Source organism: Mesorhizobium sp. BR1-1-15, assembly GCF_020165475.1.
Taxonomy (GTDB): domain Bacteria; phylum Pseudomonadota; class Alphaproteobacteria; order Rhizobiales; family Rhizobiaceae; genus Mesorhizobium.
Genome location: NZ_JAIUIF010000011.1, coordinates 13,395 through 35,789 on the forward strand (window position 1 = coordinate 13,395; position 22,395 = coordinate 35,789).

Annotated in this window: 16 protein-coding genes and 2 pseudogenes; 12 read left to right on the forward strand and 6 right to left on the reverse strand. The window is 60.9% G+C overall.

The features are described from left to right. Positions 1-750 carry a hypothetical protein gene (locus tag LB541_RS18915; RefSeq protein ID WP_224619309.1) on the forward strand — a complete coding sequence of 250 codons (750 nt, stop codon included), beginning with the start codon at positions 1-3 and terminating at the stop codon, positions 748-750. A 501-nt stretch (positions 751-1,251) separates the two neighbouring features. Here LB541_RS18915 and LB541_RS18920 read toward each other — a convergent pair. Further along, entirely contained in the window at positions 1,252-1,704 is a 453-nt protein-coding gene (locus tag LB541_RS18920; protein WP_224619311.1) for a hypothetical protein, read from the reverse strand. A gap of 25 nt (positions 1,705-1,729) precedes the next feature. Further along, positions 1,730-2,296 (reverse strand): hypothetical protein, encoded by a 567-nt coding sequence (locus LB541_RS18925; RefSeq protein WP_224619313.1) that lies wholly within the window; start codon positions 2,294-2,296, stop codon positions 1,730-1,732. Between the two features lie 511 nt (positions 2,297-2,807). On the opposite strand from LB541_RS18925, the gene LB541_RS18930 reads away from it, so the two are divergent. From LB541_RS18930 to tnpC, 7 genes and pseudogenes are all read left to right on the forward strand, one after another. Beyond that, positions 2,808-3,887, forward strand: a complete 1,080-nt coding sequence (locus LB541_RS18930; RefSeq protein WP_224619315.1) for an IS630 family transposase — start codon at positions 2,808-2,810, stop codon at positions 3,885-3,887. An 818-nt stretch (positions 3,888-4,705) separates the two neighbouring features. Further along, positions 4,706-6,070 carry a TIR domain-containing protein gene (locus LB541_RS18935; RefSeq protein WP_224619317.1) on the forward strand — a complete coding sequence of 455 codons (1,365 nt, stop codon included), beginning with the start codon at positions 4,706-4,708 and terminating at the stop codon, positions 6,068-6,070. After that, positions 6,067-7,077: an AAA family ATPase gene (locus LB541_RS18940; protein ID WP_224619318.1), complete on the forward strand. Its 1,011-nt coding sequence runs from the start codon at positions 6,067-6,069 to the stop codon at positions 7,075-7,077. The genes LB541_RS18935 and LB541_RS18940 overlap by 4 nt, the downstream gene beginning before the upstream one ends. Beyond that, entirely contained in the window at positions 7,061-10,141 is a 3,081-nt protein-coding gene (locus tag LB541_RS18945; RefSeq protein ID WP_224619319.1) for a tetratricopeptide repeat protein, read from the forward strand. Before LB541_RS18940 ends, LB541_RS18945 begins: the two co-directional genes overlap by 17 nt. A 425-nt stretch (positions 10,142-10,566) precedes the next feature. Next, positions 10,567-10,923 (forward strand): annotated as a pseudogene (tnpA, locus tag LB541_RS28705) (IS66-like element accessory protein TnpA); the annotation flags it as partial. A gap of 26 nt (positions 10,924-10,949) precedes the next feature. Continuing rightward, complete coding sequence (gene tnpB, locus LB541_RS18955; protein ID WP_263488153.1) at positions 10,950-11,276, forward strand: IS66 family insertion sequence element accessory protein TnpB; 327 nt, start codon at positions 10,950-10,952, stop codon at positions 11,274-11,276. 69 nt (positions 11,277-11,345) lie between these two features. Further along, positions 11,346-12,485: pseudogene (gene tnpC, locus LB541_RS18960) on the forward strand (IS66 family transposase); the annotation flags it as partial. Between the two features lie 61 nt (positions 12,486-12,546). Here tnpC and LB541_RS18965 read toward each other — a convergent pair. Together LB541_RS18965 and LB541_RS18970 are read right to left on the reverse strand one after the other, a co-directional pair. Further along, complete coding sequence (locus LB541_RS18965) at positions 12,547-12,795, reverse strand: conjugal transfer protein TraD (RefSeq protein WP_224619321.1); 249 nt, start codon at positions 12,793-12,795, stop codon at positions 12,547-12,549. Position 12,796: 1 nt separating this feature from the next. Continuing rightward, positions 12,797-13,123: a conjugal transfer protein TraD gene (locus tag LB541_RS18970; protein WP_224619322.1), complete on the reverse strand. Its 327-nt coding sequence runs from the start codon at positions 13,121-13,123 to the stop codon at positions 12,797-12,799. Positions 13,124-13,295: 172 nt separating this feature from the next. Between LB541_RS18970 and traA the strand changes: the two genes are divergently transcribed. The 4 genes from traA to LB541_RS18990 all read left to right on the forward strand — a co-directional run bounded on the left by traA (position 13,296) and on the right by LB541_RS18990 (position 19,001). After that, positions 13,296-16,343 (forward strand): Ti-type conjugative transfer relaxase TraA, encoded by a 3,048-nt coding sequence (traA, locus tag LB541_RS18975; RefSeq protein ID WP_224619323.1) that lies wholly within the window; start codon positions 13,296-13,298, stop codon positions 16,341-16,343. A gap of 129 nt (positions 16,344-16,472) precedes the next feature. Then, on the forward strand, positions 16,473-16,688 hold the full coding sequence (locus LB541_RS18980) for a helix-turn-helix transcriptional regulator (RefSeq protein ID WP_224619324.1): 216 nt from the start codon (positions 16,473-16,475) through the stop codon (positions 16,686-16,688). Between the two features lie 207 nt (positions 16,689-16,895). Then, the gene (locus LB541_RS18985) at positions 16,896-17,804 is read left to right on the forward strand and encodes a tyrosine-type recombinase/integrase (protein ID WP_224619325.1); all 909 of its coding nucleotides are present in this window, start codon (positions 16,896-16,898) and stop codon (positions 17,802-17,804) included. Positions 17,805-17,807: 3 nt separating this feature from the next. Next, positions 17,808-19,001 (forward strand): IS91 family transposase, encoded by a 1,194-nt coding sequence (locus LB541_RS18990; protein ID WP_224619327.1) that lies wholly within the window; start codon positions 17,808-17,810, stop codon positions 18,999-19,001. A gap of 424 nt (positions 19,002-19,425) precedes the next feature. Here the strand turns inward: LB541_RS18990 and LB541_RS18995 are convergent, their stop codons facing one another. Together LB541_RS18995 and LB541_RS19000 are read right to left on the reverse strand one after the other, a co-directional pair. Next, positions 19,426-21,033, reverse strand: coding sequence for a DUF4435 domain-containing protein (locus tag LB541_RS18995; protein WP_224619328.1), 1,608 nt, complete (start codon positions 21,031-21,033; stop codon positions 19,426-19,428). A gap of 393 nt (positions 21,034-21,426) precedes the next feature. Continuing rightward, positions 21,427-22,326 (reverse strand): hypothetical protein, encoded by a 900-nt coding sequence (locus LB541_RS19000; RefSeq protein WP_224619329.1) that lies wholly within the window; start codon positions 22,324-22,326, stop codon positions 21,427-21,429. Positions 22,327-22,395: the final 69 nt, after the last annotated feature.

The following is a 22,395-nucleotide window of genomic DNA, read 5'->3' on the forward strand; positions in this document are numbered from 1 at the left end:
ATGTCTGAGATTACGTCGTATATCCAAAGTCTTGAGCTACCGGAGGCACCCACGAGGGGAGCGGAAGTGCAGGAGCCGCCCCCCGATTTCACAGGCGCGCATCAGGCAGTGACCGTCGGCTCGCAGATGGCCGAATTCAGCAACACCGTGCCTCAGTCGATTCGTCCAGCGATCAGCAACGCGCTGCTGCTCGGCCAACTCGCGGCCGACAAGGCGACGGCCGGGAATCCGGACCCTGCCGCATATTTCGACGCCTTTAACAGCGTAATGAAGAAAATCGGATGGCAAGTCACCTCGAGCGGCCTCACGCAACAGACCATCTCCGACAAGAACGCCGATCTGCATAAGGCGATCATTCCGATCGTCACTGCGATCTTCGGTCCTGGTGCCGCTGCGAGCTCGATCATCATTGCGGTGCTGAACGGGCTTCATTCCATGGATCAGGACGCGCCGTGGATCACGGTGTTCCAAAAGAAGAGCATCAAGGTCAGAACCGCAAATTTCGGGTTGAGCTACGTCGACGGCGGAGTCGGAGGCGGAGCTACGCTGAAAGCCGCCTATTTTGTCCTGCAGACTTCGGATGATCTGACCCAAGTACTCTTCTTCAAATTCCACTCGTCCGATGGGGCAATGAAGAGCGGCCAAAGCCAGATGAGTATGAGCCCTCAGACAATTGCAACATCAGAGGTCGCCCTCCAGGAAAAGGTTGGCCCATTCATCTTAAGTAACATAAAGAATATCAGTATCTGACTTTGGTGGAAGGCTCGCGAACGGGAACTATTCCTCATACCAGCGGTTTCCAAATCGCGATGGAATCGGATTTGTCGGCAGCTCGATGATGACCATGCTGCGCCTTGAAGCCCTGAGCTCCTACCCTTCACCGCGGCATCAACCGCCCGCGAGTCGAGCGCCGCGGACGAGCCTACGATCACAGCTGCGTGATGCGCGCGGGACGCTTGATGTGAGCGCGCACCTGCCGGAGTCGTATCCCATTGTCAATGTGGTAGCAGAACTTGCGCTCGACATCGGCTTAGCATCGGCCAAATGCGCAATCGCTTGTGGCGCCACCACAGCGAACGTACGAGATGAATACATCGGGAGCGGAAAAAAACGTGCAAGGCTAGGCGAGAATCGCACCCACTCGATGCCAGATCGACCAATCTCCGCTTTCAAAGTCTAGATCCCTATCGCTTGCCCACATTGTGTTTGGTGCTGTCCTCGTGTAGGTCGCACTGCTCCTCTTTGTGGCGTCTAGCCCCGGCTAACCGGTGGCAGACGGCAGGTAATTTCGGAACCTGGCGACGACACCCTCGAGGCTCGATATTTCCTTCCGCAAGGGGTGTGTAATCGTTCGCACTGCGTGACGTTAAAGAGACGTTTCGACCAATCGGCCGCCAGAAGCACGCAGCCTTTCTCCCTTGCCGCGTGGCGAATGCCGAGATCGTAGTAAACGTTGCCGTTCGGGATGGTCACGTCCGCCAGTACAAGGTCCGCGAAATAGAGCCTTTCAGGCATCTGGGTGATGATCAATGCGCCCGTGTCCTGATCCGCACGATTCGGCTCATATCCAAGCTCCTCAATCACCGGTACGTACGCTTTGTCCCAAAGGGCATTGAAATCGATGTCGCCGGGGCCACTGCCCTGTTCGACCTGAGTCGGTTTCCGGCCGTACGGCATCACCATGAAGCAGAGTGGTCTTGGCATTGTCCCCTCTCAAATATGCTTGGAGCTATGATCCTGTCCTCAAACTTGCAGGCTCGATGATGTCCGGCTTGCTAGACTGGCTGGCGCGGGCTACAAGATCGGCTGTTCCGCCAGGCCCGTCGCTGCTTTTGCCGTCCCACAGCGCGATCAGGTGAACCTTGCCGTGTCGGCGCGCTAGCTCGAACAGGCGAATGTTGCAGGAGCCGTATGCCTCGTCCGTCTCCGGCAGGTCCATCGTTTCGCGCCGCGCCTCGGGGGTGTCATTCCAAAGCTGCCAGAAACGATGCTCCCAATTGCTGTGGGGAATACCCTGCACCGACGTCCGCACAAAGACGTCCGGCGAGAAGGGCAGCACGATCGTCGTCCGGATTCCATGGGCCCGGCATTGCTCGTGAAACAATATGTCGCCACCCATCGCACCGCTGGCAAAGCCCATGACGGCTTCGGTTGTCGGTGGGCGAATCGGCACATGTGACCTTATGGCTTCGACGATGCGCATTGAAGCCGCTTTCTCCAGATCGGCCGGAAAGCGCGGCTTTGGGCGCCCGGGCTTGTCGACCATGTGTCCTGTGAAGAGCAGTGAGATGGCCAAGTTAGGCTCCCATTTTCAGCGCCTCTGCCTGGAAGACAAGATATCGGAAGGCCAAGGAGGAGTCGCGGGTTGCTGAAGTCGGGCCTCGGCGCCGGTCCAGCGCTGATGAAGGGGTTGCCATCCCGCGCATCGGCCTTCTCACACGAGGTGGAAGCCCTACATAAGCGTTTCAGGGCTCGGTAAAAACGAAGTGCACGGGAGGTCAATGATTGTGGTGACGAGTGGAAAGGTGAAAATCTTCGTAAGCCATGCGCACCGTGATGAGGATATAGCCGATAGACTCGTGTTGTTTGAGCTAGGGGCAGCTTGGCTACAGGCTAAGCGCACAATTCCGCTTCTTGCAAGGCTAAAGCCTGAAGATGTTCCAGGACCAATGCGCGGCGCGTGGCCGGCCAACTGACGAGCGGTGCAGGCCTCAATGAATTGCTCGATCAGCTCGCTAGTGGTTCCCGCCTGACATAAGAGTCCAGCTTGGGATTCCTTTTCGCGGGTGCGCATGCGAGTCTGGTGCATGCGCACAGGAATATCCGTCACTGTTTCGTCGATTGATCGCCAGCGCCTCAGTGCGCTGATCAGGGATCGCAATGCGCCGCAGAAGCATGTTTGGCGCGCCGAGATCATTCTATTGAGCAGCGACGGCGTGGGCACCGTCGAGATCATGCGGCAAACCGGCAAGTCCAAGACCTGCGTATGGCGTTGGCAGGAGCGCTTCGCCACGGAAGGCTTCGAAGGACTGTTGCGCGACAAGACGCGACCCTCGCGCATTGCGCCGCTCGGGCCTGAGGTAGCCGAGCGCGTTGTGGCGTTGACGTTGCAGGACCCGCCTGGCGAGACAACGCACTGGACCGCCGACATGATGGCGGCGGCGGCCAGCATCAGCGCCAGCGCGGTCAGGCGCATCTGGAAGGCGCACGGGCTGCAGCCCAACCGCTGGCGCCAGTTCAAGCTCTCCAACGATCCGCAGTTCGTCGACAAACTGCGCGACGTCGTCGGCCTCTATGTTGATCCGCCAGTTCATACCATCGTTCTGTCGGTCGACGAGAAGAGCCAGATCCAGGCGCTCGACCGTACTCAACTTGGCCTGCCCATGAAGAAGGGTAGGCTCGGCACCATGACCCACGACTACAAGCGGAATGGCACGACCACACTGTTTGCCGCCCTCAACGTGCTCGACGGCACCGTTATCGGTCGCAACATGCAACGCCACCGCCATCAGGAGTTCATCCGCTTTCTCAACGCTATCGAGGCGAAAGTGCCGGCCGGCAAGGTCGTCCACGTCGTCCTCGACAACTACGCCGCCCACAAGCACCCCAAGGTGCGTGCCTGGCTCGACCGCCATCAGCGCTTCACTTTCCACTTCACGCCAACCTCGTGCTCGTGGCTCAACGCGGTCGAGGGCTTCTTCGCAAAACTGTCGAAGCGTCGCCTCAGGCGAGGCGTCTTCCACTCTGTCGTCGACCTCCAGGCGGCAATCAACCGCTTCCTCGAAGAGCACAACCGGCAACCAAAGCCCTTCACCTGGACCGCCGACCCTGACAAGATCATTGCTGCCGTCAAACGCGGGCACCAAGTGTTAGATTCCATCCACTAGGATAACTAAGTGGCCTGAGCGGAACAGGCTTGCTGCCTTGGCAAAATTGGAAGATCTCGCAAATTCTGTATCGAGCATTTCCTTCTATGACGAGGCAGAACGCTGGCTTCGACTAAAGACGGTGGACCCGCCATAATACCTCAAGTCATTCGGTGAGACGTTAAACCAGCAGAAAAGTGGACGTTTTGCACATTCTTTTGAGCGCAGCATCTTCCGAGCCTGCTCTAGATCCTGACGATTGTCGGCCCGGCTCATATCACGCAATTGCTCGACGCGCTTGGTGACGATACAGAGCCCCGTGCGAATTGTGCCAAGCCAGGCCCAGCGCAATTGGTCCTACATCGTGTCCGAGAAACCGGACATCGGAAATGCTGTGCTACTCTGCGCATCCGAAAGCTGCCTTAGTTCGGTAGTCGGCGGTGCTTCCGAACGTAACTGAATCGTCAATTCAGGACTCTCTGCTGTCTGAACCTGGATCGGCAGAGTCATCGCTAGCCGGAACCAGAATTTCTGGTACCCGGCAGATTCAAATTCAACTGCGAATTTAAGCGTGTTATACTTCTAAACTCGGCGTTGGAGTAGTAAGGTCCTTAAGCGCGCCTGCCCATGCGGTACTGAAGCCAAGGAGCATTTACATTTCGCTGTTCAAGGGCCTAGAGTTAGCCTGGTGCAGGTTTTGTTAGAAACCGGAGTAAGATTGTGCGCATGTCGGAACGCTTGGGGATATCGGTTCTGGGCAGTGCGCGTCGGGAGCGATTTGCAGCGTTTTACGCTCATTCCTCGAATGCCATGCCACGCTGCGGTTAGGCGCTTCGCCGATGATGCGTTACGTCTTCGTTTCCCATGCCAATCTGGACAAACCGGTGCTGAAGCCGGTCCTTGAGGCGCTGCTGGCGGCAGGAATCCCGCTGTGGATCGACCGGCCAGGTGAGGCCGGCCTTGCTGAGCACCGCCTAGTGCTGCCGGGGATACGGCCGGGCGCCGACTGGGATGCCGAGATCCGCAAGGGCTATGAAGGGGCGGCCTGTGTGCTGTTCTTTCTCTCGCGGAATTCTAACAATCCGGCGCGTTCCGACTCACTTTTCCGCGAATTCGATCACGGCAGCATCAACGACAAGCTGGTAATTGCCAGGATCGATGACATTGGCCGCGATGAGATGAGCGGCCTGATACGGATCAGGCAGGCCGTCGACCTCTCCGGGTTTGGGCGCGAAGGCTCTGCCGATGTCGAAGGTTTGGTCGCCGAGTTGCGTCGCTTCGTGCTGCGCGAAGGCGACATGCCGGCCCAAGTGTCGCAGGTGCGTTCAAGACGCTTCGCTCGCCTGCTGCCCTATCTCTGCAACCGCCGCACGCAGCGAAGGCGTTTCCGTGAGGCGGTGGAGACGGAGCTCGAGCGCGATTTGGTGCGGCCGCAGATGTTTTTCGTTATCGGCGAGGATTCGCAATGCGCGGACATCTTCGTCGAACAGCTCTTTATCATCGACTTGCCAGACTTGTTGCGACGCAACAAGCTCTCGGGCCCTGTCGACGACCGGCTGCTGCGCTGGCCCGCTGACCTCAGCCCTCGCCTCGACGCAAACGAAATCAAAGATCACCTCGACGAGCTGGAATACGAGCTAACGGAAAAGCTTGGGCTGAAGTCGCGCTCGGGCATCTTGGCGATCGAGCGCAGGCTTGAGTGCCAGAGCGGGGCGCTGTTCCTCTATTTCGACATCGACATCCGCAGGTGGAATGACGGCCACCGCCGCCTACTCGGAGAGTGGATCGGTTGGTGGAGCCGCCTGAATACGGTGGAGCGCCGCTATCCAATCGTCCTGGTCGGACGGTTCTGCTACGCCAACGAGCGCTTTTGGCCATTCAGGCGCGGATCGTCTATAGTGCGGGTTCTGGACGACCTGACAGCGCTTTCGAGGTCGTCAGGCGATCGCGCGACGACGGCGATCCTGCCCCAGCTCGGCCATGTTGGCTACGACGACATAGACGCCTGGATTGACGAGAACGCCGATTTCGCGTCCGAGGCACCGCCGGATTTGCGCCAGCGGCTGCGAAAATTCTTCACCGGCGCGCTCGGCATAGGCGAGCGCACCGTGCCGATGTCGCAGGCCGCGTCATTTCTAAGGACGATCATGGACGAGATGAAGATCAACGCTGACGCGCTCTCATCCGGGAATGCTGCCTCATGACCATGCTCTATCCGGCGACGCCATCGACTGCGCCGCCCTCCGCCCCGAAGCCGCTTCCCGCTTCACCGGGCGCCGAGCTGCGCGATCCGCGTAAATACCGCCGCGATCCGGGGCTGGTCGATGCTGTGAATGTTTCGCTGCTCTTGCGCCAGCCTCTGATGGTGACCGGCGAGCCGGGAACGGGAAAGACTGTGCTCGCAGTAAGCGTCGCCTTCGAACTCGGGCTGGACGCGCCGCTTGCCTTCGAGACCAAGTCGACATCGCAGGCGCGCGACCTGTTCTACGGATACGACACACTCGGGCGTTTCACCGCGAAGGAGCTCGGCTCCGGAGCCGGCCGGCCGGCAGACTACATAACCTACAACGCGCTCGGCGAGGCGATTGTGCGCGCCAACGAACCGAAGGCAGTGCAAGATGTGCTGCCGGCAGGGTACGTCCACCCCGGCAAGCGGCGGTCGGTCGTGCTGATAGATGAGGTGGAGAAGGCGCCGCGCGATTTCCCGAACGACATTCTGAACGAGATCGAGCGAATGTATTTCCGCATCCCTGAACTCGGCAATCGCGCTGTCGAGGCTGATCCCGACCATCACCCGATCGTGGTGATAACCAACAACTCGGAGAAGTCGCTACCGGACGCGTTCCTGCGCCGCTGCATCTACTATAACATCCCCTTTCCCGATGCAGAGTCGATGGAGCAGATTGTCCTTGCGCGCCTGCCGGGTTATTTCCCGAAGGACGCTGGACTTGCCCTGATTCGCGACGCGGTGAAATTCGCGCTGTTCGTGCGCGATGAGGCGTCGGGGCTGGACAAGAAGCCAGGAACCTCGGAGTTGCTCAACTGGTTGAGCGCCATGGTTCGGCTAGGCGCCTCGCCATCGACCTCGCTCTCCGATCCGGCGGCGCGGGAGTTCGCGCGCCGCAGTCTGCCAGCGCTCGCAAAGATCAGCGGCGACCAGTCACGAGTCGGGGACCTGCTTTCGAGATGGCGCGATGGCGGGCGCGGCTGAATCTCCGTTGGCCGGCGACGCCTTCTACAGCCGGCTGCCCGAGTACCTCGGGCGGCTCAGGCTTGAGGGGCTGGCCGTCGGCGCAGAGCAGGAATCGCGGCTCTTCCTTCTGTTGTCGCGGCTAGAAAGCGCCGGCGCCATGCCGGAGGCAGAGGGTGCGCTGGCGCGCCTCGTCGTGCCCGTGCTCGCTGGCACTCCGGCGCAGCAGGCGATGTGCCATGACCATTTCCGCGCTATGTTCTCTGAGTCGAACGCGGTGGTGGATGGCAAGGAGGGGCCGCCGCCGAGCGGCGACGCGGAGGAGAGAAAGACTTGGCTGCGGCGCATCCTGCGCTCCGGCGCCACGCGGGCGGTGTCAGCGTTGGTCATCGCGGTCACGATCGCGGTCGTCGTACTCGCGATGCAGTCTATCGATCGGCCGGTTAACAAGCCGGCGAACTTGACGTCTGGATCGGCGGTCGCCATAGACGCAAACAGGCTGCTACTCGACTGGATCCGCAATTTCCCAATCAAGGAACTGGAGCTTCCGAAGCAGTCGCCGTGGAACCGGACGCTGCGCTGGTATTACACGGAGTTCGGTTGGCAGAAGTCGGTGGTAGTGGCGCTGCCATGGCTGGTCTATGCTGCGGCGTTTGGCGGGCTGGTATATCTGACGCTTGCGCATCTGCGACGCGAGAGCCTGCGCCAGAATCTGCGCACGCTACCGCTTTCGTTCCGCGGCGACCGACCGCGCTTCGGGGACCGCGCGCTCCTCACCGACCTCCAGTCCTTGCGCAGCTTGGCGCGCGACGAGATCCGCGAGATCGACCCTGAGGCGATGGCGATCGCGACCGCCGAGCAGGGCGGTCTGCTAACGCCGCGCTGGCGCACGCGGCCGGTGCCTGCTGATATCGTCGTTCTGATCGACCGACGTAGCCCGCGCGACCATCTCGCCTCCTATGGCGAGGCAATGGTGGAGACACTGCGGAACGCCGGCCTTTTCGTCGAGCAGTTCGACTTCGACCGCTCACCCTGGACTTGTCGACGCAGGCGCTCCGGCGAGATCAAGGCTCTATCTTCCGTGCTCGGCGGCTTTCCGGGCGCGATCTTCCTATTCTTCGCCTCCGAGAGCGAATTCCTCAATCCAGGTTCCGGCGCGCCCAAGGCCTGGATTGCGGAGATCGTTGACGTGGCGCGCACCTTCCTCGTCGTTCCGGAGGAAGCATCCGACATGGGCCCACTCGGCTGGGCGCTGCCCAAGGGCCTCCAAATCGCGCATGCCTCGGCTGCGGGGCTCCGCGCTGTTGCGGCTCGCCTGCTCGCATTCGAGCCCCCGATAACGGCACGCGCAAGCGCGCCGGCACTGGAACGGATGGTCGCGCGCATCAACGAGCGCGCTGACCGCTGGATGCAGGGCGCGCCGCCACCCTCAGCGGAAGTCGACGACTTCGTCGCCGAACTCCAGCAGAAAGCTGGGTCCGAGACCTACCGCTGGATCTCGGCTACCTCGGTCTATCCTGAATTACGCTGGCTGCTGACGCTCTATCTTCGCGACCGGCTTGGCAAGCGCGGCGGCCAGCCGATGACGCTCGCACCCGACATTCTTCGCGTCGCGCAGCTCCCCTGGTACCGGCATGGTTGGATGCCCGACTGGATGCGCTCCCGTCTCTTGGAAAGGCTCACCGCCCCTGAACGGCGCAAGGTGCGGGCGCTGCTGCTCGAGGCGATTGGCATCACGGCTGCCATACGTCCGTCAGCCGCGGCCATGGAGGTCTCAGCGCCGAAAGAAGCTGGCGCGCCGCCGGCCGAGCGCATCCGCTCCGACCGCATCCTGGTCGACTACCTCTTGCCCGGCCTCGCCTCGACGAACCAACTCTTCGCCCTGCCGGAAGAGTGGGCAAAGAAGGTCGCGCGCCGGCCACTGCGCCGGCTCGCAGTCGCCGCGGCATGTGGTGCAGTACTAGCCGCAGCTGGCTCGTTTGGGGCTCTGGCCGTGATGCCGATCGATGACTGCGATCTATGGGGCACGAGCCAGTTCCAAACGGATGCAATCGGACCGGGTCTGACAAGCTTTTTGTTGGATCGGGGGGGGTACATCGGTCGGGTCGTCGCCGCGTGTAAAGTCGCGACGGAGCGCGAGCCGGACAAGCCGCGTTTTCGCTACCAATATGTGCGGGCACTCGCCTCGAAACCCAATATTCAGGCTAGCGAGATTGAAATCGTCCGCACCGTTCTCTTCGAATTGAAGAAGATAAACTACATCGCCGCAATAAACGATATCGGATACGAGTATCATACAGGAATATTTGATCGTGATCAATTAAAGGCAGCAAAATATTTTGATATAGCATACAAACTTGGGTCTATTGAAGCTGGTAGGAATCTTGCGGTAGTTTACCAGAGTTCTGAATTCAATAGTGATTATTATCACAATGAGAGAAAGAGGCTTCTGAAGGAGTATATGGATCGGGGCGGAGCGACTCTGGGTAATTACGCATATTCCTTTCGCGATGGAGAATTCGGATTCGAAAAAGACCAACAGAAATACTGCGAAATACAAAAGCTTGGGGCGGACCGCGAGGACGGCGATTCGGCAGCCGATGTGGGTTCCTTTTACCAATTCGGAAATATCTGCGATGGATACCCGCAGGACTTTTATATGGCAAACAGATATTTTTTGAAGGGCATCGAATGGTCTGCCAACCCTTATGCGGCAGAAAAACTGGCCGAAAATTACCTTCGGGAGCAAGGTGTCGGGAAAAACGTCGATCAGGCGCTTTACTGGGCGATATTCGCGGCCCGTCTCGGCAACACAGAAGCCGTCGACTTGATCTACGAGATTGAGGCGACTACCGATCAGGTCAAGCTCGCCGAACTTGGCCTTGATCTGAAGCTGATAGTGGGCCAACTCAAAGCCTCGGCCGACACCGGAAACGAGTATTCTCAGTACTACCTTGGCCAGATACTCGAAAGCCAGGGCAAGATTGACGAGGCACTGGTCCTGTACCGCAACGCGGCTGATCAGGGGCTTCAGCAAGCGACTAACGCGTTGGACCGTTTAGCGACAAGGCCCGGCATTCAGTGAGGCGCAGGGGCGCTTGTCACGCATAGTGCCTCGAAGGCGTGGTTTCTTGCATTCGTCGCAGGAGCTTCTGATTGGCGAGACCGGCCTTCAACGCCGGCTCCCATTTTCCCGCCTATCAAAACCGACCACCCTCGAGGGAACGGCGCAATAGATTGCGCACATTGGAAACTTGCCACTTTCCGTTGCGAGCCGTTCGAAGGCCTCGGTTGTTTAAGGCTACGGCAGGCCGCGCAGGCTGGTGATGCCGGAACGCTGGATCGACTGTAAGCGGTGTTCTGACGCCACCTTTCGTATCGGGCTGTGAAGGACGATGTTCGGAGCCTTTGAGGGCTTCGACATATGACGATTTCAGAGATTACGCTTAAGTCCAGCGATCCTGAGCCTGCGCGACGGTTCGAGTTTTCACGGGCGCCGGCCGGCGGCGCGAATGGTTGCCGGAGGAGAAAGCGCGGATCGTGGCGGATAGCTACGAAGCCGGCGAGACCGTGAGCGCGGTGGCCCGGCGATACGCTTTGTCCCCGCAGCAACTATTCGCTTGGCGTCGGGCCGCTCGTCTGCCGTTGACGGAAGCGCCGGCAGCAGAACCAGAACCGCTATTTGTTCCGGCGGTGATTGCAGCGCCGAGGCCTGAACCAGCGGCAAGGCGGCCGCGGAAGCAGAAAGCCGCCCGGGATGCCGGCGTGATCGAGCTGGAGATCAACGGCGTCGCCATGCGGGTCGGCCGTGGCGCTGACGCCAGGACGGTGGCGGCGGTGATCCGCGCGCTGAAAGCGCCGTCGTGATCGGGCCGACGGGCGCGGTCAAGGTCATGGTCGCGATGAAGCCCGTGGACTTCCGCAAGGGTGCGGAGGGATTGGCGGCGCTAGTACGCGAGATGATGGGCGCCGATCCGTTCAGCGGCGCCGTCTACGTCTTCCGGGCGAAGCGGACTGACCGGATCCAGCTGATCTTCTGGGATGGCACCGGGGTTTGCCTCTACGCCAAGCGTTTGGAGGATGGGGAGTTCCGCTGGCCGAAAGTGCATGACGGCATGATGCGGCTGACGGCCACGCAGCTGCCGGCGCTGCTCGAAGGTCTCGACTGGCGGCGGGTCCACGAGGCGCGCCAGACCCGCGTTCCAGCCCAGGCGGGCTGACCCGCGACGAAGTGAATCAGTCTGGATTCCGCTGCCGCGGGCTGTCGGTGAATATGGTCTGATCCTGTCATGGCGATGACTGCTGACCAGCTTCCCGACGATCCGGACGCGCTGAAGGCGATGGTCCTGGCGCGCGACGTCGAGAATGCCCGTCTGATCCAGATCATCAAGGAATTGCAGCGTCACCGCTTCGGCCGGCGTGCCGAGACGCTGCCGGAAGACCAGCTTCTGCTGGGGCTTGAGGAAGCAGAGCAGATCGAGGCGGCCGGCGAGGAAGAGACCGAGCAGGCCGCCCCGGCCGAGCGTCTGGCACGCACCGCGAAGCGCCGGATGAACCGCGGCGCGCTGCCGGCCCATCTTCCTCGCCTGGAGATGGTGATCGACGTCGACGACCATGCCTGTCCTTGCTGTCGCAATGGCCTGCACCGGATCGGCGAAGACGTGAGCGAGCGGCTGGACATCGTTCCCGCGCAGCTGCGGGTGATCGTCGTGCGCCGCCCCAAATATGCTTGTCGCGCCTGCGAGGACGTTGTCGTGCAGGCTCCGGCGCCCGCGCGGCTGATCGAAGGCGGCCTGCCGACCGAGGCGACGGTCGCCCAGGTGCTGGTGTCCAAATATGCCGATCACCTGCCGCTCTATCGTCAGGCGCAGATCTACGCCCGGCAGGGCATCAATCTCGACCGTTCAACCCTTGCCGACTGGGTCGGCCGCGCCGCCTGGCATCTGCGTCCGGTGCACGAGCGGCTGCTTGGTAAGTTGAAGACCTCACCAAAACTCTTCGCTGACGAGACCACTGCGCCGGTGCTCGATCCCGGACGCGGCAAGACCAAGACAGGCCAGCTCTGGGCCTATGCCCGCGATGGCCGGCCACGGGAGGGAGCCGATCCGCCGGGCGTCGCCTATGTCTAGGCGCCGGACCGAAAGGCCGAACGTCCGATCGCTCATCTCGCAGGCTATACCGGAATCCTGCAGGTCGACGGTTATGGCGGCTATCGCGTGCTCGCCGAAAAGAGCGGCGTCACGCTTGCCTTCTGCTGGGCACATGTCCGTCGCCGCTTCTACGAACTCGCTGCGGCCGGTCCCGCGCCGATCGCCAGCGAGGCGCTCCGGCGGATCGCCGAACTTTACAGAATCGAAGATGATATTCGTGGACGATCCGTCGAGCAGCGCCGCGCCATACGCCAGGAAAAGAGCCGCCCGATCGTTGACAAGGACATGCCGGGCAGAGCGCTGTCCGGAGCTTGAGCTGCCCGCTGTTCGCCAGCCACTGCTACTTTTGCTGGCCCCTTTGCATGTCATTCCGTTCCGCGTCGAACGCCTGCCTTCCCTTCGCTCGCCACAGGTCACGCGCATGCTCGCCTTCATGGCTCTGTAGCTTGGCGGCGATCCAAAGCAGCGCGCCGTGAATGATGGCGCGATCTTCATTGGTGAGCTCGACAATGCCTGCCTTGACGACGAGACCGCCAAGTTCGATGAGCTGCCGTGTGCGCTTGCGACGCTCGACCTGCCAGGTGCGCATATCATTGCGAGCCTGTGCCGCTTGCTGGCGATTGCGCGCTGCCCGGTTGTGCTGGAGCGCTGCGAGGGTTGCGCTGAGATGTCGAAGCAGCTCGCCGGGACCCGCCCTCGAAAAACATCACCCCACGCTTGGCCCATGCCTCACGTTTTGACGTGTCTTTCGTTTCAGCGATCGCGACCAGTGCGCCGGCCAGTTCGTCGGTATTGAGCTGATCGGCGCCGGTGGCGATCACCAGCTCGCCAAGTTGCTGCACTTTTCGCGTTTTGAGTTCTCGCGCTTTGACTTCCAGCGCCTTCAGTTCGGCGTCGAAGTCTCGTGGTTTGCGCATGGCTGTCTCCATTGATTGTCCATTTGTGAATGATAGTTGAGCACCTGCCGGAAGGCTTCAGGGTTGCCGAGACAGCCCGGGACGGGCTGGTCCATCCCGAGAATTTTTCGAGGGAGGGCGCGCTTATACGTCGTGCCGACGTGGGCTTTGCCGTGCAAATGATCTGGTCGCGATGGCGATCTATCATCTTCACGTAAAGGTCATTGGCCGCAAGGCCGGGAGCAGTGCTGTAGCGTCGGCCGCCTACCGCTCGGCTTCGCGGCTGCGTGACGAGCGCATTGATCGAAGCCATGATTTTTCGGCCAAGCGCGGTGTCGTCCATTCCGAGGTGATGCTGCCTGCGAATGCACCCGAGGCCTGGCGCGACCGCGAACGGCTGTGGAACGATGTCGAGGCGTTCGAGGTCCGCAAGGATGCGCAGCTTGCCCGCGAGGTCGAGTTTGCGCTCCCGCGCGAACTCAGCCAGGCGCAAGGCATCGAGTTGGCGCGCGACTTTGTACAAGTCGAGTTCGTAAGCCGGGGCATGGTCGCCGATCTCAATGTGCATTGGGACAGGGCGGAGGATGGCAGCCCGAAACCGCATGTCCATGTGATGCTCACCATGCGGGCCGTGGACGAGAATGGTTTTGGGTCAAAGGTTCGAGACTGGAATGCTACCCAGCTGGTCGAACGCTGGCGCGAGCGATGGGCCGAGCTTGCCAATGAACGTCTTGCCGAACTCGACATCGATGCCCGCATCGATCATCGCAGTCTGGAAGCGCAGGGCATTTCCCTGGAGCCGCAAACCCAGATCGGTGCACCGGCCCAGCGCATCGAGGGCAGCGGCCTTGCTGCTGGCGATAGTGAAGCAGATCGCGCCGAGCTGCACCGCGAGATCGCGCGCAACAATGGCGCGCGCATCATTGCGGATCCATCCGTGGCGCTGGATGCCATCACGCATCAGCAATCGACCTTCACCCGAAAAGACATCGCGAAGTTCGCGCATCGGCACAGCGATGGGCTCGATCAGTTCAACGAGGTCATGGGCGCGGTCGGCAAGGCGCCGGATCTGATCGAACTCGGCAAGGACGGACGTGGAGAAGATCGCTTCACCACCCGCCAGATGATCGACACCGAACAGCGCCTTCACCGCGCGGCGGAGCGGGTCGACTTGGACGAGCGCCACGCGGTGAGTGACGCACATCGCGAGGCAGCACTGGCGCGGGCTGCGCAACGCGGCCTTGTTCTGTCAGGCGAGCAGACCGATGCGCTTGCGCACATCACCGATGGTCGCGGTCTTGGTGTCGTCGTCGGCTTTGCCGGAACGGGCAAGAGCGCCATGCTGGGCGTTGCGCGCCAGGCCTGGGCAGCGGCGGGCTATGAGGTTCGAGGCGCGGCACTGTCCGGCATTGCCACTGATAATCTGGAGGGCGGATCAGGCATCCAGTCACGCACCATCGCCAGCATTGAACACAGCTGGGGACAGGGCCGCGATCTACTCACCGCGCGCGATGTCCTGGTGATCGATGAGGCCGGCATGGTCGGCACGCGCCAGTTGGAGCGCGTGCTCTCCCATGCTGCGGACGTTGGCGCAAAAGTCGTGCTCGTCGGCGATCCGCAGCAGTTGCAGGCGATCGAAGCGGGTGCTGCATTCCGCTCTATCCACGAGCGACACGGAGGTGTCGAAATTGGCCAGGTGCGCCGTCAGCGCGAGGACTGGCAGCGTGACGCCACGCGCGATCTGGCAAGCGGCAGGATTGGCGCCGCGATCAACGCCTATGACGCGAAAGGCATGGTGCATCAGGCTGCAACGCGCGAAGAAGCGCGAGCTGAACTCGTCGAGCGCTGGGATCGCGACAGGCAGGCGCAGCCAGAGGCAAGCCGTATCATCCTCACCCACACAAACGACGAGGTGTGCGCGCTGAACCAGGCAGCGCGCGAGCGGCTGCGTGCTGCTGGAGATCTCGGCGACGAGGTTCACGTGAATGTGGAACGCGGTGCAAGGAACTTCGCCAGCGGCGACCGGGTCATGTTCCTGCGCAACGAGCGCGGGCTTGGCGTCAAAAACGGCACACTCGGCATCGTGGAGGAAGTCAGCACACAGAGCATGACCGTGCGCACCGATGACGACAGATCGGTGCGCTTCGATCTGAAAGACTACGCGCACATCGACCACGGTTATGCCGCGACCATTCACAAGGCGCAGGGCATGACCGTCGACCGGACCCATGTGCTCGCAACACCTGGCATGGATGCACATGGTAGCTATGTCGCACTGTCGCGGCATCGCGACGGGATGGACCTGCACTATGGCGGCGACGACTTCAGTACGCGGGACCGCCTGGACCGTACGCTGTCACGCGACCGCGCCAAGGATATGGCGTCGGATTACGAGCAGATCGACCCGGCGCAACACTATGCCGAGCGGCGCGGCATCACGTTCTGTGAGCGCCTGGTCGAGATCGTGCGCCGCGTCGTTCCGGAGAAGCTGCGCGACAGGATCGGGGGACTGCTGGACGGGTTGCGCTCGCCTGTTGAGGGCGAGCCCATGCAGGACCGTGGGAGCGGGCCGGGAAGGGAGAGTGTTGGGGTGCGGACCGGAGATGCAGTCCGGACGCCGGAAAGATATCCTTCTGCTACTGGAGTGCCGCGCGACAGGGATATGCCGATGGACGCGGAAGCGGCGTTGCGCAGCGCTCGCACCAAGGCGCTTGTGCGCCACGCGCGCGCGCTCGACGCGATCCTCAGTACTGGAAATGCCGACGGGCAGGGCAGTCCCGAGCAGATGCGCGAATTGAGGGATGCCCGTAGCGCTTTCGAGAAGGTGCGGCCGTATGGCTGGCGCGATGCCGAAGCGGCCTATGTCAAGAATCCCGAACTTGTCCGCGAGGCGGGGGCCGGCCGCGTCGGCCGCATCGTGCTTGCTCTCCAGCTTGAAACGGAAATTCGCACTGGGATGGACCTCGATCCCGGCGGCCGCGCCGACCGGTTCGTGGAACGTTGGCAAAAGCTCGACCGTACCGGAAGGGAGCAATATCTGGCCGGCGACATGTCGGGCTACAAGTCAACGCGCTTGGCCATGTCCGATATGGCCAAGAGCCTTGAACGCGATCCGCAGCTTGAATCCCTGCTGGCAAACCGGAAGCGCGACCTTGGGATCAACGTGGAGACGGGCCGTCGCCTGGGCGCGGAACTCGCCTTCAGCCATGGCATCGGTAAGGGGCGGGGGATTGGAATCTAAGGCCTGCCGATTTGCCGCCGTTTCCACGCCGCAGTCGGCTGAGGAGACAAACCTGATTGCCTCCGGCATGGGGTTCGTCCTGTCTGTCCCAGCAGAAATCAGCAACAACCAGTGAGGTGCAGGTAAGCTATGCCCGAGCCGGATCGTATCATACGCCTCAAAACCGTCCTTGCCCGGACCGGCCTGTCCCGTTCAACCATCTATCGCAAGATCGCCGAAGGCACGTTCCCAGCCCAGATCAAGATCAGCATCAACGGTGCGGGCTGGCGGGAATCCGATGTCAATCGGTGGATTGCTGATCCCGTTGTATGGCACACCGGCGCATCACGAAAAAACAGCGAGTAGACGCGGCGGAGTGGTACGTTGCTGTCGACGTTGAACACTCCTCTCTGAGACAAGTTCAATGACTGGGAAGGGGCCGGGGAACGAACCCGCTGCGCGGGAGGGGCGCCTGCGGTTGAGGTAGTGGTCAAGAACCGGTCGTCGCGCTGGCGTTGAGCGTGGTCCGGCGGGGGCAGAGCATGACGGGCTTCTTCAACAAGGAGCCTGACCATGCAGCACCCCGTTCTCGATGCACCCGTCAGCCCGCTGCGCCAGCGGCTGATCGACGACATGAACATGCGGCGCTTCTCACGCGAGACACAGCGCAACTATCTCCGCGACATCGGACGCCTGGCGACATTCCTCGGGCGTTCACCAGACACCGCTACCGCCGACGACCTGCGCCGGTTCCAGATCGAGCAGCAGGAGGACGGCGTTCCCGTACCGACGATGAACAGCATCGTGTCGGCACTGCGCTTCTTCTTCACCCACACGCTCGACCGCCCGGACCTGGCGCGCAGGCTTGTCCGGCTGGCGCATCCGCGCAACCTGCCCGTGGTGCTCAGCCGCGACGAGGTGGCCCGGCTGCTCAACGCCACCACGTGTCTCAAGCACCAGGCCGCATTGTCAGTCGCCTATGGCGCGGGCCTGCGTGTTGCCGAGGTGTCGATGCTGAAGGTTGCCGACGTCGACAGCGAGCGCATGCTGCTGCGCGTCGAGCGTGGCAAGGGCGGGCGCTATCGCAACGCCATGCTCTCGGAGGACCTGCTCACGCTTCTGCGTGAGTGGTGGAAGATCGGACGTCAGCAGGGCGTGATGCACCGCGACGGCTGGCTGTTCCCCGGACAGCACGCAATGAAGCCGATCAGCACGCGGCAGCTCTATCGCATCGTCGTCGAGGCGGCCCGGGCGGCCGACATCGCCAAGCGGGTCGGGCCGCACACGCTGCGCCACAGCTTCGCCACCCACCTGCTGGAGGACGGCACCGACATCCGGATCATCCAGGTCCTGCTCGGGCATGCCAAGCTCAGCAACACCGCCCTTTACGCGAAGGTGGCGACCCGCACGGTGCGTGCCGTGATGAGCCCGCTCGACAAGCTCGGGCTATTCAAGCCGGGAGAGGTCTCGCCCGACATCTGAGCCGTGCGCGCCTCGATAGAGGTTGCCGACATCTTCCGTGCTGCCGGACCCGTTTACCGGGCTGCCCATGCAGGTCACCTGAGCCTCGCCCAGCTCAAGGTCATGTCGGCGATCGAGTATTGCCGCACCGCGGCCCTTGGCGGTCACGTCGAGGCTTGCGAGGACTGCGGCCAATGGCGCGTCGCCTACAACTCCTGCCGCAACCGGCACTGCCCGAAGTGCCAGGGTGCTACGGCAAGGACATGGTTGGCCGAGCGCGAGGCCGACCTGCTGCCGGTCGGCTACTTCCACGTTGTCTTCACCCTGCCCGCCGAGGTCGCCGACATCGCCTTCCACAACAAGGCGGCGGTCTACGACCTGCTGTTCAAGGCGGCATCGGAGACGATGCTGACGATCGCTGCGGATCCGAAGCATCTCGGCGCGCGCATCGGAATCACCGCGGTGCTCCATACCTGGGGCTCGGCGATGACACACCATCCGCACGTGCACATGATCGTGCCGGGCGGTGGCATCTCGCCGGACGGAAGCCGGTGGATATCGTCGCGTCCGGCCTTCCTGCTGCCGGTGCGCGTGCTCGGCAAGCTGTTCCGCCGTCTGTTCCTCTCTCGGTTGGTTGCGCTGCACGATGCCGGCCGGCTCACCTTCTTCGGATCGATGGCGCACCTGTCCGTGCGGCAGGCATTCGTGCGGCACCTGTCGCCGGTCCGCAAGAAGCGCTGGGTCGTGTACGCCAAGGCGCCGTTCGCGGGACCGGAAGCGGTGCTCGCCTACCTGTCGCGCTACACGCACCGGGTCGCGATCTCGAACCGGCGCCTCATCCGTTTCGACGAGGACGGCGTCACCTTCCGCTACAAGGACTACCGCCGCGACGGCGCCGATCGGCAGCAGGTCATGACGCTCGCCACCGACGAGTTCATCCGCCGATTCCTGCTCCACATCCTGCCACGTGGCTTCCACCGCATCCGGCACTACGGCCTGCTCGCCGGCTCTGCTCGCAAAACCAGCCTCGCACGCGCCCGCGAACTGCTGAACGTCGCTGCGCCGTCGGAGGACGACAACTCAGTAGAACCGACTGACTTCCGTCCGCCATGCCGGTGCTGCGGCGGAAGCATGATCATCATCGAGACGTTCGAACGGTGGCGACAGCCGCGCGGACCGCCGGACACCACGGCGACGAACCGGGAGAACTCTCCATGACCAGGCATGGCATGCTCCAGCCTTCAGCCGCAGGCACTCAGCCTCCGGCAACGGACCCACGCGTGTCCATGGTGATCAACGACCCCGACAGGGCCGCACCCAACCGCGTGCCGGGTCGGCAATACCGCGCGGAAGCGCAACGAAGCGGGCCGTTCGCATCAAACCCGGCGCTTCCCCGCGGCGATCGCGCCATCGCCGACATCCGCCGCAAATCGAAATCTCCATAGCAGTCACCTGTGGCCCGCGGGTTCCTTCCTCGGGGACTTTCGTACGCCTGCCGGCGCCCGAAACTCTTCACGACAGCGGACCGGCAGCTATTGGTTCGATTTCGTCACGAACAGCCGTTCAAATCCCGACCCCGTCACGGTCGTTCAAGTGCACTGCGAATTTAGCCCAAAGCAGGTCACTAGCCCAGGCTGTGACGCTACGGGCGCGGAACAGGCGTAGGCAACTGACTTACTATGGCAGCAAGCAAGGCTGGCTGGCTCTGACTGCGCAAAGTTCTGCCTATGAATTCCTCGAGTGACTTCTTTTGGTACCCCAACAGAGTTGCAGCCTCCGCTAGCAGTCCTTTGTTGTCGTAGTGGCGCAGAATGGTTTCATAATCGCTGATAGCCACAGCGTTCGTTAGCTCCAACTGCATATTCATGAAAATTCCCCGAGGATCTACCGCTAAAGTCGCGTTACGGAAATCGGTCTCCAGCGTTCCAATGTCAGTTGCAGTAAGACCTATTTTCTTCACCATCGCGTCTATCCGACGCCTCGTGTAATCGAGGCTAATTCGATCAATCTCATTGGATGCCAGCCTGATCACACGCGCCTTGAGATCGGCAAGCTTTTGATCCGCTTCAACTTCGTTAAATGCAAGTGCCTTTGCCAACTCCTTGAAAACCGTCGGCAGCAGCAATAGGTTTTCAACCTCTGAGACAGGCAGCGTGTAGACAGACTTCCCAGCCAAGTACTGGCTCTCTTGAACGGATCGCCCATCGGCATCGATTATTCCCGCACAGCCTACGCGGTGGAGTTCCTTGCGGCTGGCAAAGCTAGAGACAGTGTGAATCACCTGATCGCAGTTGCCGACGGGTATAACGGTAAAACCTTCGAAGACACGACGATAGAGGGCTATATCTAGGCTCCCTCCGTCTCCTTCCACGAAGAGCACAGGGAGGCGACTGCCGACGATCAGGGCAACGACGTCATCTGGAATGTCGGTGTCTTCAGGGACATGCTCGATGTCCCACTGTTCAGGGCTCTTCTGATATGCACGTAACACAAACTTGGTGGCGGCGTGGCGAGACGCGGCAAACTCCACATCGTGAGTAATATAAACTATGGCGCAGTCCGGCCTACTAGTTTCAATTTTATCATAGAGCTTCGACAAAACGGACTTGTTGATATGAAGTTCTGGTTCGTCGATGATAAGAATGGTGTTATGCTGCGCGATTAGCGCTTGGCCGATAAGATAGAAAATTACCCTCTCGCCATCGCTCATCTCTGCCGCGTTATACGATGAATTTTGTTGGCCCGATGGAGCAGTCTTTACGTCGGACGCGTCTACAATGAGAGACCGATGCGGCAGGAGTTCTTGCCAAATTTCTTGTAAGACATCGAGCTTGGTCGTGGCCACTTGAGTTGCCGGGTTAGCTCTCACCTCCTGCCTGAACTTGACTGACACATTATTCTCTTCGGCGTAAAGAGCTGCAATAAGGTGATCAAAATCCGACAGCATAGCAATCGCCGGATTTGACTGCCAGCGATGCCCAAGCTTGTTATTGCCCTCTGGGTATCCGTACCGCAACTGGTTCAGTGCACGATCTAAACTAGGCGGCTGAACTGCGGTATTCATCGCGAGTGAACGATGGGCGGCAATACGATGAACTTCGGCGTGGCCCTGAAACCGGCTTTCGATCATGACACCCAAGCGTGTCTTGCCAGCACCGTTGGCGCCTATGAAAACGGTAGACTTGCCAGCCTCAAGAGTGAGCGGCACGTCGCCCTGTACAGATGGGATCGTGATTGCCCCGATAGCCATTTACCTCTCCCTTTCGATTGATCTGTAGGCGGCCACGACTAGCAATCAAGTCCTGTTGCAATGCTTCCACAGGTAGTCCCCGCAGACGCCTTCAGCGACACCGAGCAGAAGCAATATCGGGTGGTCAGCGTGTCCGCTTTCAGATCGATACCAATAAAAGCAGACAGACCGGCTTCCATCCCATGATGGTGGGGTCGTCGAGACCCATGGCCCCGTCGAAGCATTCATCCGTGTCGCGCCGGATGACCCCCCAACGTCAGATTTCGGTCCGCTCTGCCAGGAGCAGCGCGTCTTCCATGTCGACAAGATATCGAGTTCGCCTATTTCACTCCGTGCGCCTTGGCTTGCTCGGATCTGTTTGAAGGCCAGCAGTATTTAGCTAGGAGCCGCCGCTCATTCATAGAAGCTGCTATTGTCCACGGACGCACGCTCCAGTGTGTAGGGACGCATGTCGGCAACGGAGGCGGCCATTCTGACCGAAAAGGGATATTTGTCTGAGAGAGACACACCTTCGCCGCGGCGAAAATCTGATCCCGAACCGTAGTTCAGTTGAACGTAAACCGTTCCGTTTACGCGAAATTCGATCTCCTTCGGGCCAATCGTTACGACACGGATATCGTGAGCGACTACCTCGTCCACTAGCGTATGCGTTGAAAGCTCATCAAGTTCCTGGACAACGCTTTCTGTTAAAGCCTGGTCGGCCACCTCATTGATTGTCTGAGAAACGGCCTCTGCAATTGTGTCTCTGACCTCGGTGACTGCATCGAGAAATCGGATTACCGCGTGAAAGGTATTCCGCATGAACTCACTCACTGCTTCATCGCCTTCGAGTAGGGATCCGGGCCTGACATGGGTGTATTTGGAAAGTTCGTCCATAACTGATCTAAGCTTCTTGTGATCAACCTCGACGTTGACCCCGAGTTCTTCAAGAGAACCGTCCGAAAGGCCACCCTGGGTCGCGTAAATCATTCGATCAATGCGAGTAATTTTGCCTTTGGTCTCAACGTTGTTCTTCGCAGCGTATTCCTGGGCGAGCAAATACCAATCACATGCCTTCACCTGCTCATCTGGAGCAAGATCGTGAAGGACGTAGGTCACGAGTTCCCGGATACCTGCCGCGAAAAGGTTCGCTCTGATAGGATTGGCGCTGTCCCAGGCAACACCGAGCGAGCCCGCAAGCACCTTGTCCAAGAAGGGGTTAGATAATTTCTCGGACAGGGTCTCGGCCAAGGCCAGGGTCGAAGACGACAGCATTGAGGTGTTCCCTTTGGGTTGCCCCAGCGCGATCGTCAATCGCAGGACTCTCTAAGCCAACAGACTAAGACGTCGTCGTTTCTGCCGCCAGCGAATCCGGCCGCGCTA

What these genes read in the sequence shown, in the direction of transcription:
- LB541_RS18915 (WP_224619309.1), top strand. Translation starts at nt 1, where the DNA reads ATGTCTGAGATTACGTCGTATATCCAAAGTCTTGAGCTACCGGAGGCA.
- LB541_RS18920 (WP_224619311.1), bottom strand. Translation starts at nt 1,704, where the DNA reads ATGCCAAGACCACTCTGCTTCATGGTGATGCCGTACGGCCGGAAACCG.
- LB541_RS18930 (WP_224619315.1), top strand. Translation starts at nt 2,808, where the DNA reads ATGCGCACAGGAATATCCGTCACTGTTTCGTCGATTGATCGCCAGCGC.
- LB541_RS18935 (WP_224619317.1), top strand. Translation starts at nt 4,706, where the DNA reads ATGATGCGTTACGTCTTCGTTTCCCATGCCAATCTGGACAAACCGGTG.
- LB541_RS18940 (WP_224619318.1), top strand. Translation starts at nt 6,067, where the DNA reads ATGACCATGCTCTATCCGGCGACGCCATCGACTGCGCCGCCCTCCGCC.
- LB541_RS18945 (WP_224619319.1), top strand. Translation starts at nt 7,061, where the DNA reads ATGGCGGGCGCGGCTGAATCTCCGTTGGCCGGCGACGCCTTCTACAGC.
- tnpB (WP_263488153.1), top strand. Translation starts at nt 10,950, where the DNA reads ATGGTCGCGATGAAGCCCGTGGACTTCCGCAAGGGTGCGGAGGGATTG.
- LB541_RS18965 (WP_224619321.1), bottom strand. Translation starts at nt 12,795, where the DNA reads ATGCGCACCTGGCAGGTCGAGCGTCGCAAGCGCACACGGCAGCTCATC.
- LB541_RS18970 (WP_224619322.1), bottom strand. Translation starts at nt 13,123, where the DNA reads ATGCGCAAACCACGAGACTTCGACGCCGAACTGAAGGCGCTGGAAGTC.
- traA (WP_224619323.1), top strand. Translation starts at nt 13,296, where the DNA reads ATGGCGATCTATCATCTTCACGTAAAGGTCATTGGCCGCAAGGCCGGG.
- LB541_RS18980 (WP_224619324.1), top strand. Translation starts at nt 16,473, where the DNA reads ATGCCCGAGCCGGATCGTATCATACGCCTCAAAACCGTCCTTGCCCGG.
- LB541_RS18985 (WP_224619325.1), top strand. Translation starts at nt 16,896, where the DNA reads ATGCAGCACCCCGTTCTCGATGCACCCGTCAGCCCGCTGCGCCAGCGG.
- LB541_RS18995 (WP_224619328.1), bottom strand. Translation starts at nt 21,033, where the DNA reads ATGGCTATCGGGGCAATCACGATCCCATCTGTACAGGGCGACGTGCCG.